Source organism: Sporosarcina sp. FSL W7-1283 (assembly GCF_038003105.1).
Classification (GTDB): domain Bacteria; phylum Bacillota; class Bacilli; order Bacillales_A; family Planococcaceae; genus Sporosarcina; species Sporosarcina newyorkensis.
On record NZ_JBBOOL010000001.1, the window covers coordinates 339,426 to 355,106 of the forward strand.

Genomic DNA, 15,681 nt, shown 5'->3' on the forward strand with positions numbered 1-15,681 from the left:
CGGAAGACGGCCGACTCCTGGGGGATCAGCGGCTTAAGCCACGCCCCCCGGAAAGCGTGCCGTCTGGAGTCCCAATCAACGGTGCCAGGACAAGATACACCCGCCCAACGCTTTTTAATTCAAATTTCCGAAAAAATAAGGCATGATAGAGAGAGAGTCTGATTACTATTTTTCGAGAGGCGGATGGAAAGATGGAATATCGTATTGAACATGACACATTTGGTGAAATTAAAGTACCTGCGGAGAAATTATGGGGTGCGCAAACACAGCGCAGTAAGCAAAACTTCAAAATCGGCGGCGAACGGATCCCGCTGGGCGTCATCCAAGCATTTGCCCATCTGAAGAAATCAACAGCTATCGCAAGCCATTCATTCGGCAATTTATCCGAAGCGAAAATGAAAGCCATCAAAACAGCAGCGGAAGAAGTCATCGAAGGAAAATGGGACGACCACTTCCCGTTAGTCGTTTGGCAAACAGGAAGCGGCACACAATCCAATATGAATATGAATGAAGTATTGGCCAACCGTGGCAATCAACTGCTCGAGGAGTGGGGAGAAGAAGACCGCCTGCACCCGAATGACGACGTCAATAAATCACAAAGTTCCAACGATACATTCCCGACGGCACTACATGTGGCGGGCGTTATCGCAGTGGAGCGTGAAGTACTTCCAGCAATCGATAAATTAAAAGAGACATTCGAAAAGAAATCCGAAGACTTCAAGGACATCATTAAAATTGGCCGGACGCACCTGCAAGATGCGACGCCGCTTACACTTGGACAGGAAATCAGCGGATGGCACCGGATGCTTGAGAAAACACGCAGCATGCTAGAAACGAGCGTGCAGTCAATGAAGGAACTTGCGATCGGCGGTACGGCAGTCGGTACAGGACTTAATGCGCCAGCTGGATTCGGTGAAAAAGTAGCAGAGGAAATTTCAAAATCTGTCGGTATTGATTTCACTTCAGCTGAAAATAAATTCCACGCACTGACAAGCTATGATGAAGTCGTCTACACACATGGTGCATTGAAAGCTCTGGCTGCTGACTTAATGAAGGTAGCGAATGACGTGCGTTGGTTAGCTAGCGGTCCGCGTTCAGGCATCGGCGAAATTACGATTCCGGAAAACGAACCAGGCAGCTCAATCATGCCAGGTAAAGTGAACCCGACGCAAAGTGAAGCATTGACGATGGTCGTCGCACAAGTGATGGGGAACGACGCGACAATCGGCTTTGCGGCTAGCCAAGGGAACTTTGAATTAAACGTCTTTAAGCCAGTTATCATCTATAACTTCCTCCAATCTGCAAAGTTATTGGCAGACGGAATGATCAGCTTCAATGATAATTGTGCAGTCGGTATCGAACCGAATCGCGAAGAAATCGATAACAAAGTGAAGAATTCATTGATGCTCGTTACGGCGTTGAACCCGTACATTGGCTATGAAAATGCGGCAAAAATTGCGAAGAAAGCTCATAAAGAAGGTACGACGCTGAAAGAAGCTGCACTTTCCACAGGTCTATTGACTGAAGAACAATTTAACGAATATGTAGATCCGAGCAAAATGACGGGCAATCAATAATTGTCACGAAATTGTACTCCTGTTAATAGTACAAACCTTGTATACTGAAGGCATCACGTCTGTACAAAGGAGTTCGAACTTTACATGAAGAAACTACTCGCAGGATTGGCTGCATTGACATTGGCACTCGCTGCTTGCGGAAACGGTGCGACGGAAAAGCCGGCAGAATCGGATCCTCAAGATGCGAGAGCTGAAGTCGGGCATGTAGAACAACTCGCTAACGGCGACTTACAGGAAATCACTGCCTCAGCGGATGTACTGCCATCCTTCTTGGACGACAAGCCGGAAGATATGCGCATGGTCTATCAAGTCGCTGGTAAGGCGACAGATGTTCTAGAGTATATGCCATGCTACTGCGGTTGCGGCGATAGTGCTGGTCACAAAAGCAATATGAATTGTTTCCTTGACGAAGTACGAGAAGACGGATCAGTTGTTTGGGATGACCATGGTACACGCTGCCTAGTGTGTCTTGAAATCGCAGTGAAATCTGTTCAAATGCAACAGGACGGTAAATCAATGAAAGAAATCCGTGACGCAATTGATGCTGAATACGGAAACGGAGACTATGCGAAGCCTACAAACACACCGATGCCAGCGTAATAACGACTTCCTTTATTCGGATAAGGATTTTGTGCTGCAGATGAACTTCAGAAATTATGAAGTTTGTCTGCAGTCTTTTTTTGGGGAAACCAAAGTCGCGGTAGAAAGGGAATTTTATAATGAAATACATACTGAAAGATCGCTATTTTGAATTTAGTGAAACAGCCGTGACACATGAAGTGTTTAAAATCGGAGAACCGGAAGGAACGCTTTTTGAAGTTGAATTTAAATTGACGTTCTCTTATGGCTTTTTGGATTACGCACACAACTTTGTTTGGTTAAATGAGGATATTGAAACGCTGATTGAGCAAATCAATAAAATTGGCGGAGAGAACTCAGGAACTCTTGGCACGTTCTCTCCTGGAGTCTCGTTTTCTTATGAAGCATGTGAGCATGAAAAGGGCTTATATGAACTCTCTGTCTTCATGGATACAGGATATATTAACTCCTACATGGGTACAGAATCCAAACTGGGAATCACCCTTACAGCGTCGATGGATGAAATACGAGGTTGGATTGCGGCTATCATTGAGAAATAGAGGAGGGATCGTTGTGATCCTTCCTCTATTTACTAGTTTCAGAAAGTTTTTATTTTGTATGCTTAATAAATTCCAGCTATCAAGCCTCACGTCGCTCTAAATACTCCTCCAATCCCTGACTCCGCAGTTTGCATGCGGGACAAGTTCCGCAACCCGCAGCAGGGATACCGTTATAGCAAGTAAGCGTGCGCTGCTGAATGAAGTCGAATGCGCCGAGTTGATCGGATAATTCCCAGACACTTGCTTTATCGAGCCACATCAACGGTGTATGCATGACGAACTTTGCATCCATTGCTAAGTTCAACGTTACGTTCAATGACTTGACGAACGTATCGCGGCAATCCGGATAGCCGCTGAAATCCGTCTCACTGACGCCTGTGACAAGATGGCTTGCCCCGATTGCTTGAGCGTAGACCGCTGCGAAAGAGAAAAATAGGTGATTACGTCCGGGAACGAAAGTGGACGGCAATTCACCGACTTCTTCTGTAATCTTGATAGTGTCCCGCGTCAGCGCATTCGCGGACAATTGATTGATCAAAGTCATGTCCAATACTTTGAATGAAACACCAAGCTCTTCCGCAATGTTGCGGGCGCATTCGATTTCTGCATGATGGCGCTGGCCATAATCAAATGTCACAGTCGTCACTTCTTTGAATTGTTTCAATGCCCAAAATAGGCAAGTGGTACTGTCTTGGCCGCCGCTGAAGACGACGACTGCTTTTTCTTGTTTCATATGTATTCACTCCGTTAGTAGTTTTTTAGAGAGGGATTTCACGAACCTCTTTAATCGCTTCCATCATACCATAGCCGCACCTCCAAACCGGTCCATTCGTTTCATATGAAAGTAAAAAGGGTATGGTATAATTTAGTCAAATTAGGCAGGAGGGGATTCAGTTGATTCGTTTTGTAGAGTTTGAAGAGCAGTACATATCGCAGATGGCGTCATTACTCGCCGCTAGACATCGAGACGAACGTCAGCGGTTCTCATTTTTGCATGAACGTTTTGAAGATGTAAATGAGGCGGAGAAACGATTGCGCGAAGAAATGAGTAAGCCATATATGGGTGGGATTGTGACGTTGCGTGATGACAATGTGATCGGCTATTTGTTATTCGAATATCGGCAGGATGCCATGCGCGGACGTACAATTTACGTCGGCTATCCTTCATTTGTCATTCATGAAGATGAGCATCCACGACTGGCACGCTTGCTGTATACGGAAGCAGGGGCGGAGTGGGTACGTAATGGCTATTTTGAACACGTACTGGATGTCCCGGTCGGCAATGACGAATTAATTCTTGAGATGCTGGAGCAATCATTTCATTTCGAACAACGTTTTGCTGCCCTGTCATTGGAACGATACCGCGCTCAGCCGGGAGAAAACAGCTTGGTAGCGATGAAGGAATTGGTGGGAGACGAACAATCCGCCCTGCGTACGATGGCATCTTGGAATAGCATGCATCAGGCAAAAGCGCCGGCATGGCAGCCGATAACGCAGGAAGCACTTGATCAGGAGCGCGAGACTTTCGAAGCGTATGAAGGAAAAGAAGGGACACGTAGCTGGGTTGCGGAACAGGATGGAGTTCCGGTTGCTTTTCATTTATATACTCCAGCAGATGCACGGCATGCGATGACCACACCGAGTCAGGCGGCGGTACTTGTCCAGGCCGCTACGAACATCGAGCTGCGCGGACAAGGCATCGGCAAGTCGATCGCCAATCACAGCTTCACTCAAATGAAGAAAGCAGGCTATGAATACATTATGACGGATTGGTATACGGCAAACCATTTGGCATCATATTTCTGGCCGAAGCTCGGATTCCGATCGTATATGATCCGCATGGCACGAACAGTGGACGCACGTATTGCGTGGGCGGACGGCCAATGACCGGCGTGAAGTTCGTTGCATCTTGGAGTGGCGGCAAGGACTCTGCGCTTGCCGTTCATCGAGCCGTAAAAGCAGGAAATATTCCAGCAATGTCCTGGACAATGTTCGATAAAGAACAAAACCAATCCAAATCCCATGCATTACCGTTAGAAATCATTCAAGCGCAAGCCAAGCAGCTCGGAGTACCCCTGATGATCCGAAAAGCAGATTGGGCGGGCTATGAGACACAATTTCTCGATGCTATGCGGGTTTGTAAGGCACATGGCATCCCGCAGGCTGTGTTTGGCGACATTGATTTAGAAGATCATCTATCCTGGGTGCAATCGATGTGTGCAAAAGCTGGCATTGATGCGGTTCATCCGTTGTGGGAAGAACCTCGGCGCAAACTGTTAGAGGAATTCATTCGTGAAGGATTCGAGGCATATATCGTAGTCGTCAATACGAAGCTGATGCCAGCCGAATTCCTTGGCAGACGCTTCACGATTGAATTAATGGATGAACTTGAAGCACTTGGCATCGATAGCTGCGGCGAATCGGGAGAGTTCCATACCGTTGTTGTCGATGGACCTATTTTCAAGGAGCGGATTCCATTGAAGATGGGGGAGACTGTTGAGAAAGATGGCTATGTGTTTTCAATGTGTAAATTAGATGAAAAACTTCCACAAGCTGAATAGGCAATTGTGGAAGTTTTTTGTTTATGGACTTGGCTGGGGCAAAGGAAGAATGTGCGGTCCGGATGGACTTTGGATCGGTTGATCGATACTTTGGTGCGGTGCAATGTCACTTTGGTTCGTTACAGCGAGATTTTGGAGTGTTTCCCGATTTCACGATAGTTCCACTGCCGCATCATACACTCCAGGCGCTGCATGGAGCTTCACCTGTTCCAGTAAATCAGACCGCTGATCAAAACGGATCGTCTTTGTGCGTCCGTCCATCCACTTGCGCGAAAAGCGTTCTTTATTGATTGAGAAAGTGCCATCTTCCACTGTCTTAGCGACCAGCATTGTCTTATTGAATGGGGAATCGGGATGAGTATGGATCAATTCTTTAACCCGATTCAGATCCTCCCAGCCGACGATGTCCGGTTCAAAAGCGCAATGCTTTGTCCAGCCTTCTTCAGACCGTCGTTCGCATAACATGGACCCTTTCTCCGTTTTCTGCGAACGTAGGCGATAGCTTCCTGACGGGGAAGTGATTGTTCTGCCATCTAACGCGAGCGGCGCCAACGCCAAATTATTTCCCGACCCGCTGTCAATCAGGTATAGGTTCTCTTTATATTCGAATAAATTGATCGTATGTGTGCGGTCCAAGCCCCATTCTTGTCCTGTCCATACTGTGGCGGCTGCGAGAGATACGTTAAAACTCAATTTACGCAAGACGATATGCAGTAAGCCGTTTAGTTCGTAGCAAAGACCTCCGCGTTCTGCATTCACCATCTTATCCAATAAAAACTGCTCCGTGATTGGCTCTTCATTCTTCAATAGGACATCCAAATTTTCGAATTCAAACAGCTGGGCGAATAATCGTTGGACACAGCTTATTTGCTGAATCGGGTTTTCTGATTGACTGTATCCTAGCTGTTCCAATCGTTCAATAATTCGTTGTGGCATGAGTGAATCTTCCTTTCTACACTTTTATTCGGTTGTTTGATTGAGGCTAGTATAGCAGATAAAAAGACTTTCCCAAACTTCTAAATGGCAGATCGAAAGTGGTTAGAAGGGATCGGTTGATTTAAGCGAAATTCTCATCGAGTTTAGAATTGCTATGGAATTAATCTCATTCTGCAGTTCCTATATATTGTGTAATCCATATAATTATCGGAAAAGTATACTGATAACTGGTTGAACAAACAGTAATAAGTGATTTTATATCCAGGGTTTGTTTATTTAATCAGGGGGTCATGAGTATGTATAAAACAGAACAAGTGAATGTCTTTACGGCAGATCCATCCGCAATCGGGCTATTTGGATTGGCGATGGTCACGCTCGTAGCTTCTTCGCAAAAATTATGACTCACTACAGATGTTTCGTTTGTTATCCCTTGGGCAATATTGTTAGGTGGATTTGCGCAACTAATTGCCTGCATTAACGACTCGAAACTGAATAACACATTTGGTGCGACCGCTTTTGGCGCATACAGATTGTTTTGGCTGGCCGTCGCCTCCTCGTGGATGATTGAAAGAGGTATATTCGGGGAAACGCTGGCTGCAGGTGTAGACCCCAAACAATTGGGTTTTGCGTTCGTCGGTTATCTGATTTTTATGCTATTCATGACGATTGGAGCGATGGAAACGCATAAGGTCATATTCTTCATATTTTTCTGCATCAACTTTCTATTTATCGGGCTGGCTCTCGACAGTTATGGAGTTTTGGGTGCATTCCCACAACAATAAGCCGCTTATTCGGAACTGAGCATTTCATTATTATTATTTTATGAAGCTGCCGCTGCGGTCTTGAATGAACATATCGAAAGAGAGTTTCTACCGGTGGGTAAGCCGTTCGGGCTCTTTAAGAAAGCGGATGAAGCAGCAGTCAAACCTGCACATTCTACTCCAGTAAGCAGCGATTTAAAAGTTGAAAATACATTCAGCTGAATGATAAAGGTTCAGTTAAAACATTAGATGAGTAAATTAATCAAACCGAATGAGGCGTTTACTTTCTATGTAGGCGTCTTTTTTTGTTTGAGACTGTGAATGTGAGAATAAGTGTAACCCCTCTCCTAACCGGGAAAAGTAAAAGGACAGAACCTGTTTAGGAGGTCTATCGGTATGCAAGATAAGAAAAAGTTGACTCTATTACAAATCAATGACGTACATGGGTATTTGGAAGAGCATTGGGAACATTTTTATGAAGGGAATGAATCGGTCTATACACAAGTCGGTGGGTATGCTCGAATGGCAGGCTATATTCGTCAAGTTCATAAGGAACGCAATGGTTCGGTATTGCTGTTCGATGGTGGCGATACGTTTCATGGGACGCATCCTGTAGTGGATACGAAAGGGCAGATTCTATTGCCGATTTTGCGGGAGATGGGCATAGATGCGATGACAGGACATTGGGATTTTGCGTATGGTCCTGATTACTTACAGGAGTTGGTTGCTTCGTTGGGATATCCAATGCTCGCCATTAATTGCTATGACAAAAAGACAAACAGATTGGCATTCCCTCCTTTTCTAGTGAAAGAAGTAAATGACCTGAAAATAGGCGTGATTGGAATTGCGGCAACGATTGTCGATAAAGTGATGCCGCCAAATTTTAGTGAAGGTGTTTATTTTACGCTGGGGAACGAGGAACTGCCTGACTATATCCAGAAGTTGAAAAAGGAACAGAATGTGGATTTGATTGTTGTGCTTTCGCATTTGGGATTGCCCCAAGATATTCAATTGGCAGAAGAAGTGGACGGTATCCAAGTGTTGCTGAGCGCGCATACACATAATCGGCTGTATGAACCGGTCACCGTCAATGATACGATTATTATTCAATCGGGATGTCACGGTTCATTTGTCGGACGGCTGGATCTCGTAGTAAAGAACAAACAAATTGTAGAGCACGATCATCAACTGGTCTTGATGGATGAACAAATACCGGAAGACAAAGCCGTGAAAAAAATAGTGGATGAAGGAATGAGGCCGTATCGCAATCAGTTAGATGAAGTAATCGGTGCGACAGAAACTGGGTTGCACCGTCACGCCATTTTGGAAAGCACAATGGACAATTTCCTGCTGAAAGGATTGCTTGACTATACGAAAGCTGAAGTGGCATTTTCTAACGGCTGGAGATATGGCGCTCCTATTCCGCCAGGCGAACTGACGATGAATGATATATGGAACATCATTCCTGTAAATCCGCCCATATCAACCGTTACATTGAAGGGAAAAGAGATATGGGAGTTGATGGAGAAAAGTCTTGAAGTGACGTTTTCGAGAAATCCGTACCATCAAATGGGCGGCTATGTAAAGAGAGTCCTCGGTCTGAATCTTTACGCTAAATTGGAAAACCCAAGCGGTCAGCGAATGCAAAGTTTATTTGTTGGCAATGAACCTGTCGCAATGGATCGGCTGTACAATGTAGCTTTTATCACGATGCAAGGTGTGCCGCATTCTTACGGAAAGGATCGCAGGAATTTGGAAATTCATGCGGTAGACGCGTTGAAGGAATATGTGATAAAGAATCGGACGATTGAAGCATCATTGCGTGGGACAGTGACATTGATATAAGTGGAAAAGTATTTAATTATCCTTGCAACCTGACCGACTAATGGTTACATGCATTGCATATACATTAGCAAGCTCCTATTAAACTAATCAGGTGATGTAGATGACAATGCGAAGGAATCAATTCGAATCAAAGCACTTTTTTGAGGACGACAAGCACATAACGGATTCGCAAGTATGGCATTTCGTCTCAGCGCCACATTTGCAGCCGATGAAGGTAACCGTGAATGTGCATGAGCCAGGGACAGAACAGGGCTACCTATTCGTGGCCCCGTATACGATGTATGGAGAAAATATGGTGGGGCAGACGGGTGCATTGATCCTGGATGAAGCAGGTAACCCGGTCTGGTTCAAATCGGATACTCCCGACAAACAGAATAGGAATTTCAGGATGCAAGTCTATCATGGGCTACCAGTCCTAACGACATGGCATGGAACGATTTCTGGTACGGAATCTGCCAATCCTCGTCTTCCTATCGGCGACCCGCTGCCTGGCGCGGTCTTCCAGATCTTCAATCAGCATTACCAGTTGATAGAGACAGTAGAGGCGCAAAATGGATACACTGCGGATGTGCATGAGTTTACCATTACCGAACGAAATACAGCCTTGTTTACCGCAGTGAAGCAAGTACCTGCCGATTTGACTGTTTATGGAGGACCGGCGAAAGGCTATATTGATAATTTTGCAATACAGGAAGTTGATTTGTCTACAGGTGAGCTGCTGTATGAATGGGATGTGCTTGCGCATGTCGACCCGGCAAATTCGATGGTTCCTGTTACTGCTGCAGCAGAAAGCAAGGGAATTTGGGATTGTTTCCATGTGAATTCGGTGGAGGAAGGGCCGGATCATACTCTGCTGATCAGTATGCGGAATATGTCTGCTATTTATCATATCGATAAGGTAACAGGAGAGATTATCTGGCAGCTTGGCGGAAAACAGAGTGATTTTACCTTCGAGCAGGGCGCAGAGTTCTCGTGGCAGCATCATGCAAGATACCGAAAGGAGAACCGAATCAGCCTCTTTGATAATGCGTGCTGTGCCACACCGGACTCACCGCCTGCTGGTGCGTCGCGTGGCTTGATTTTACAGCTTGATGAGCAGCACATGACAGCAAAGGTGGACCGGACCTATTTTCATGATCCTCCTATTCATGCATCCAATCAGGGGAATATGCAACAACTGCCCAACGGCAACCAGTTGATCGGCTGGGGACAGGGACCTTATGTTTCTGAATTCAAATATGCCGGCAATACGGAGGGGAATCCGGCTTTGCATATGATTTACGATATGCATTTTCCAGGCGATAATTTTACGTACAGAGCATTTAAAAATGAATGGGTTGGACTGCCGCTTGAACCACCTGATATGAGGGTGGGGGTGTATGGGAAACAAATTGCGATTATTTATATGTCGTGGAATGGTGCTACAGAAGTGGAGGCCTGGAAGGTGCTGGCTGGTTGGAACCCCTATGCAATGGCGGTTGTAGCTTTTAAGGAACGAAACGGATTTGAGACAACTGTGAAATTAGATGGTGTTTGTCCGTATTTTCAAGTCTGTGCATTAGATGATGTTGGTGCTGTGATTGGCAAGTCGCGGATGGTTTGTGCACCGATTTCTTGGGTTAATTTAGGCTGCAAGTCTTCATGGAGCTAAGAACTACTTCGAAAACCGCAATAAAGAAACCTTAGAAACGAGAAATTACTTTCCCGATTCCAAGGTTTTTCGTGATGCTCGGCTGCTTCATGTCATGGGTTTTCGTATACTTATGTTCGATCCCAGAAACGTTTTTGAGCGATGGCTGCGACAAATTGATTGGCGAAATCTGGGTTATCAGTTGCTGATACGACGCCGATTCCGTTGTTGTGTTCGGTCTGTGCAATATAGGAATCCTTGCCGCTAGAAACTCCGATTGGCTTCAGGTGCATATATTGCATGCGCACAAAATCGAAAATAATCTGATCGAATTTCAGTTGGTTTTGGGATTTTCCGCCTGCGATATAGATTGCATCAAACAGGGACGGGTGAACGGTTAGGAATGTTTTAGTAGGCTCAAGAACTGTACCGTCTTCACCAGTGACTGAACCAAGTTTTTCAGCAATGATTTCCACCATAACACCATTTTCTTTAAGGGTGTCAAGCGTCTCTTTAACCTCTTTTCCGTTAAACCCTTCACCGATCAGCACGCCGACCTTCTGCGTCATTGCAGAATGAGGAGAGTTCAGCTGACTAAGTGATGCATAGCTTTTGTCTACATCTACGTGTTTGTTTTTTGGACGCTCGACCCCAATATTATCCGCAATCATACCCGCCATCTCGGTATCGACATTGGCCCACATCTCTACATTCATCTCACGTACTTCCTTGCTCTTTACGCTTCCTAAGTGGAAACTGAATGACTCGATCAGGTCCAATCTCTCAGGCTCAGACAAGCTGTTCCAAAAGATTCTGGCTTGTGTATAATAATCCTCGAATGAATCGCTTGGATGTTCCCGCGTCACATGTCCTTCCACTGTTTTTGGATAGTTTTCATAGCCACCTTGTTCAGGCGGTGTTTCAGCTGGCGTATTTCCAGCCAATGAATTGCTGTGCATATGGACGTTGTCGGTATCGATCGGATGCTTCTGATAGCCGTCACGGAAGTTGTTGGCGACATCCGCAATCGGGCGGTTCACCGGCAGTTCCTCATAATTTGGAGAGTTCTGACGATACAGTTCAGTATCCCGATAGGCGAATGAACGGCCTTGCAAGACAGGATCATTCGAGAACTCAATACCTGGAACCAGATTAGACGGGTTAAATGCGGATTGTTCTTCTTCCGCAAAGAAATTGTCCATGAGACGGTTCAGCGTCATCTTTCCGATTATTTTCAGTGGAACTTCTTCCTCGGGCCAAAGTTTGGTGTCATCCAAAATATCGAAATCATACTTGAATTCATCTTCTTCAGCGATCAGCTGCACGCCAAGTTCGTATTCTGGATAGGACCCGCTTTCAATTGCCTCGATAATATCACGACGATGGAAGTCTGCGTCTACTCCGCCGATCATGTTTGCTTCATCGAGTTTCAAGGAATGCACACCTAACTTCGGTTTCCAAATAAACCGAACGAACGTCGAGATCCCTTTTTCATTGACGAAACGGAATGTGTTGATTGGATAAGCCTCCATCATTCTCCAGCTTCTAGGACGGCCACGCATTGACATCAGCCACATGACCATATGCGCAGATTCAGGATTACTCACTACATAATCCCAAAAATTATCATGCCCAACGGTTGCTTGTGGAATATGTGTTTTTGGTTCAGGTTTTGCCGCGTGTGATACATCCATGAATTTCATTGGATCGCTTAGGATGAAGACAGGGAATTGCAATGAAAGCTGATCATAGTTTCCTTCTTCCGTATAAAACTTGATCGCTATACCCCGGATATCAACTGCCGTGTCCTTCGATCCCCGGTTCCCTACGAAATTGGAAAAGCGGACGAAAAGAGGTGTTTTCTTCCCTGGTTCTTGCAAGAATTTCGCCACTGTGTAGTCTTTCATCGACTCATACAGTTCAAAGTCTCCGTAAACTCCGAACCCGCGTGCGTGCACAACTTTTTCGGGAATCCGTTCACGGTTGAAATGAGATTGTTTTTTATAGAAATGAAAGTCTTGCATTAGAAGCGGCCCCCGCTTACCGGCACGCAACGACTTTTGATCGTCTGAAACTTTCATTCCGCTTTCCTCGGTCATTTGCTTATCGGGTCCGGTATTTGTTTGGCGGAATTGTTCCAGTTGTTCGTCTTTACTGTCTTTATTCTTATGGTTCTGATCCATCTCTTCATCATCCTTCTCTTTTAATTTTTTGAGTGCAATCAAGCGTCAAAAAGTTATGAGACTAGCAAGAATTCATCCCGCTAGATATCCCTTTGACTACACATCTTCCCCGAAAGAGACTTTATTAAACTGTAGTAGTTTACAGTTAATAAGTGAATCCGCAAAAAAACAGACACTGCTGCATAGGTGCAGGTGCCTGTTTTCTAAAACTTTGTTACGCGGTGACCGAAACTGCTCGTGTTCGGGGACGTGTAGCCTGAAACCATTTTTTGAATAAAAGAATAATGATGACGAGATCAACAGCATCTCCTCCGTAATACATAAGCATGGCCCCTGTGCGTGCTTGATCAAGAGGTACGCCTTCTGGAGGGTAAGCATAAATGTATTTGGACAAGATCCCGTGTCCTGCAAGAGCAACAATAAAGACTAGAGTCCGGTAAATGTAGCTGAAACGATGGAAAACCGGGTCGATGTACAGTAAGGAAATGGTGAATAAATAGCCCGCCACAAATACATGGATATGAACGAGAACATGTAGCCAGAGTTGGTGGTGCATAGTCATATACAAGTCGGTAGTATACAACAGCCAAAGTCCGCCGATGTTGAGGAAGGTAGCGGTAACAGGGTGAGTATAAAATTTTGAGAGTCGGCTTTTCAGCAAGCGGCACAGCTGCCTTGCATGATGGACTGAGAGCACGCGCAACAACAGTGTCATCGGAGCCGCAAGAGCCAGTAGAAGGGGACCGAGCATTCCAAGGAATAAATGGCCCATCATATGCACAGTGAAGTTCCCGTGGGAAGCTTCGGCAATTGGTCCAATCACGGCGCTCGCCGAGAGTAAAACACCAAAAAACCAGAACATAGTACGAATCCATGGCCATTGGCGCCGAGATGCGTGCCGATTGTTCTTGAAAACTCCTGCAAGATAAAGCACGATAGCCAACACTGCTGGAATGCCAAATAAGACATCGGTAAAAGGGAACGGAAAATCATGCAACATGAAGTTCCCCACTTCCTGCCATCCGCTCATCCTGTCTTGCCGACCTTAATAGCCAAACTCCCGCCAAAATCATGAGTACAGCGCTAATATTCCAAACCAAGTCATACGGGACGATATCGACATTGTAGCGTATTTGGTGAATTCGCATGACTTTATGTTGTATCGTGCCGTCGTATAGCTGAAAGGCCCCACCACCAAGCAGTTTTCCTCCCCAAAACATTTTATGCCATAATGCATCTCGCCTCCGTAAATCGGCGACCAAATATAAGCCGCCGACTGTTGCAAACCAGCTGAACGCGTGAAACAATCCATCTGAAACCAAACCGACTGCGATCGTCGATTTATCATAAAACTTATGCCAATGCAGCAACTGATGAAAAAGAGTCTCGTCCAAGAAAGCTACAAAGCCGAGCCCAAACAATATGCCTGCCCATAAGTTCTTACTAGCGAACTTCGAACGATTCGTCCAGTTGGTTACTTTCTTTATAGTCATATAAGAGTCGCCGCCTTTATGGTGTTTATACTTAATTATTACCAAAAGAATAGGCGGTTAAACCAAGTTTGGAGAGTTTTGGGAATAAATTGGTGGAGGACACGAAGGGATTTCACTTATCTCAAAAGGGCTGTTAAATGCAAAGAAAGATAAAGGAATCTATAAAATGAAGTTTAATCCGATTACTGAAATGTAATAATCAGGGGCTATATGTTATTGTTCAGCAGACTATTATGGAAGCAGCTGCAAATTCTACCGACAGAATATTGGAAGTTTATAGTAATCGTTATTGTGATTGCAGCAATTTCTGCTAAGCTTCCATGTCATGATAAAGCCTCTTCTTGAATAAACTACCAGGCCCCCAAATCTGTAAAGTTTGGGGGCCTGGTAATACATATATACATAAGGACTTAGCGTTTATCACAAACGTTTATCGGCATAAAAGTTGTTCACCGTATGATGTGCAGGATCATATGGCTTCAAGACATAACCTTGCGCTTGAAGCCATTCAATGATCTCGGGAAGGACTTTTGTGGTTTGGCTGCGGTCATGCATGAGAATCACGATGTTCCGATTACCTGTTGCATAGGCTTTCTTCACGCTTGTTTGAATATTTTTCACGATGCGTCCCGCCTGTTGGTTCGTATATTTCCAATCCTCCGAATCAACGTTCCAGTCCCATAGTTTATAATCGTAGCGGATGAGCTCATTTCGCATAGCTGCAGTCACATACGGCTTGCTGCCATAAGGAACACGCACCAACTTGGTATCGTTTCCAGTGATTTGCTCAATCAGCCTAAGCCCTTTATTCATCTCATCCATGAAACTTTTTGTAGTCTGATAGACCTTATTGGCGTCATGCGTCATACTGTGTGAGCCGATATAATGACCGGCTGCTGCTGTCTCTTTGACAATTTTTCGTTGATCCTTCATTTGATTTCCAATGAAGAAAAAGGTTCCTTTGACGTTATACTTTTTCAAGATGGCGGTATTGGCAGATGTGAATCGATTCGGTCCATCGTCAAATGTGAGATAGACATTCGCTTTGCCACTGGCTTCCGGCTTTGCTTGCATGTGCATCTTGTTGACGGATTCGAAATTTACATGCGGCATATGTTTGTAATCATCGCGATAAATCCGCAGTGTCTTAAATTTAGGGAAGTAATGTGTTTTGAAGCCCAGTTCGTCCGCGATGTATGTGACCGTAATATACAATTTTCCATTCAGCTCAACAATCGGTGAACTGGTCTGGAGAATGCCGTCTTTCCTCGTTTCCTTAGTTGCATAGTCATACGTATAGTCGACGCCTCTTTTACGTACATGCATGACGCCGTCTTCAATTTCCAAAGGCAGATAAAGGAACTTTGCGATTTCACCTAAAGGGACACGGGTATTGTTGCCGATAACAGATACGTCATCAATTGGTAATATCCTGTCATGCAACCCGATATAACGTTTATCAGGTGTAACAGCCGCTTCTGCAGAAATAGATTCGAGAATTAGAAGCGAGGCGAATAATACTCCGAGCAATCCCCAGATTCTTTTTTTCATTTTCA

General features: G+C 45.1%; 13 protein-coding genes and 1 pseudogene. 8 read left to right on the top strand and 6 right to left on the bottom strand.

Annotated elements, in window-relative coordinates; genetic code table 11:
• Positions 1-191 precede the first annotated feature (191 nt).
• The 3 genes from fumC to MKY93_RS01655 all read left to right on the top strand — a co-directional run bounded on the left by fumC (position 192) and on the right by MKY93_RS01655 (position 2,716).
• Complete coding sequence (gene fumC, locus MKY93_RS01645) at positions 192-1,577, top strand: class II fumarate hydratase (RefSeq protein WP_340758054.1); 1,386 nt, start codon at positions 192-194, stop codon at positions 1,575-1,577.
• 84 nt (positions 1,578-1,661) lie between these two features.
• Positions 1,662-2,177, top strand: a complete 516-nt coding sequence (locus tag MKY93_RS01650; protein ID WP_340758055.1) for a PCYCGC motif-containing (lipo)protein — start codon at positions 1,662-1,664, stop codon at positions 2,175-2,177.
• 119 nt (positions 2,178-2,296) lie between these two features.
• Positions 2,297-2,716, top strand: coding sequence for a hypothetical protein (locus tag MKY93_RS01655; protein ID WP_340758056.1), 420 nt, complete (start codon positions 2,297-2,299; stop codon positions 2,714-2,716).
• A 79-nt stretch (positions 2,717-2,795) separates the two neighbouring features.
• Here the strand turns inward: MKY93_RS01655 and queC are convergent, their stop codons facing one another.
• The gene (queC, locus tag MKY93_RS01660; protein WP_340758057.1) at positions 2,796-3,449 is read right to left on the bottom strand and encodes a 7-cyano-7-deazaguanine synthase QueC; all 654 of its coding nucleotides are present in this window, start codon (positions 3,447-3,449) and stop codon (positions 2,796-2,798) included.
• Positions 3,450-3,610: 161 nt separating this feature from the next.
• Here queC and MKY93_RS01665 point away from each other — a divergent pair, with 161 nt between their 5' ends.
• Together MKY93_RS01665 and MKY93_RS01670 are read left to right on the top strand one after the other, a co-directional pair.
• Positions 3,611-4,603 carry a GNAT family N-acetyltransferase gene (locus tag MKY93_RS01665; protein WP_340758058.1) on the top strand — a complete coding sequence of 331 codons (993 nt, stop codon included), beginning with the start codon at positions 3,611-3,613 and terminating at the stop codon, positions 4,601-4,603.
• Entirely contained in the window at positions 4,600-5,277 is a 678-nt protein-coding gene (locus MKY93_RS01670; RefSeq protein ID WP_078817541.1) for a Dph6-related ATP pyrophosphatase, read from the top strand. The genes MKY93_RS01665 and MKY93_RS01670 overlap by 4 nt, the downstream gene beginning before the upstream one ends.
• Before the next feature lie 150 nt (positions 5,278-5,427).
• On the opposite strand, the gene MKY93_RS01675 is transcribed toward MKY93_RS01670, so the two are convergent.
• Positions 5,428-6,213, bottom strand: coding sequence for an arylamine N-acetyltransferase family protein (locus MKY93_RS01675; RefSeq protein WP_221837171.1), 786 nt, complete (start codon positions 6,211-6,213; stop codon positions 5,428-5,430).
• Between the two features lie 290 nt (positions 6,214-6,503).
• Here MKY93_RS01675 and MKY93_RS01680 point away from each other — a divergent pair.
• The 3 genes and pseudogenes from MKY93_RS01680 (at position 6,504) to MKY93_RS01690 (ending at position 10,470) form a co-directional block, all read left to right on the top strand.
• A pseudogene (locus MKY93_RS01680) lies at positions 6,504-7,196 on the top strand (acetate uptake transporter).
• A 174-nt stretch (positions 7,197-7,370) separates the two neighbouring features.
• Positions 7,371-8,819: a bifunctional metallophosphatase/5'-nucleotidase gene (locus MKY93_RS01685; RefSeq protein ID WP_340758059.1), complete on the top strand. Its 1,449-nt coding sequence runs from the start codon at positions 7,371-7,373 to the stop codon at positions 8,817-8,819.
• A gap of 100 nt (positions 8,820-8,919) precedes the next feature.
• Positions 8,920-10,470, top strand: coding sequence for an arylsulfotransferase family protein (locus tag MKY93_RS01690; protein WP_340758060.1), 1,551 nt, complete (start codon positions 8,920-8,922; stop codon positions 10,468-10,470).
• Between the two features lie 110 nt (positions 10,471-10,580).
• On the opposite strand, the gene MKY93_RS01695 is transcribed toward MKY93_RS01690, so the two are convergent.
• From MKY93_RS01695 to MKY93_RS01710, 4 genes are all read right to left on the bottom strand, one after another.
• Positions 10,581-12,632: a catalase gene (locus MKY93_RS01695; RefSeq protein WP_040759037.1), complete on the bottom strand. Its 2,052-nt coding sequence runs from the start codon at positions 12,630-12,632 to the stop codon at positions 10,581-10,583.
• A gap of 214 nt (positions 12,633-12,846) precedes the next feature.
• Positions 12,847-13,632: a cytochrome c oxidase assembly protein gene (locus MKY93_RS01700; RefSeq protein WP_078817537.1), complete on the bottom strand. Its 786-nt coding sequence runs from the start codon at positions 13,630-13,632 to the stop codon at positions 12,847-12,849.
• Positions 13,622-14,125, bottom strand: coding sequence for a DUF2243 domain-containing protein (locus tag MKY93_RS01705; protein WP_009766428.1), 504 nt, complete (start codon positions 14,123-14,125; stop codon positions 13,622-13,624). The genes MKY93_RS01700 and MKY93_RS01705 overlap by 11 nt, the downstream gene beginning before the upstream one ends.
• Positions 14,126-14,545: 420 nt before the next feature.
• A complete protein-coding gene (locus tag MKY93_RS01710) occupies positions 14,546-15,676 on the bottom strand; it encodes a polysaccharide deacetylase family protein (RefSeq protein WP_340758061.1) in 1,131 nt (376 codons plus the stop codon).
• Between the last annotated feature and the right edge of the window lie 5 nt (positions 15,677-15,681).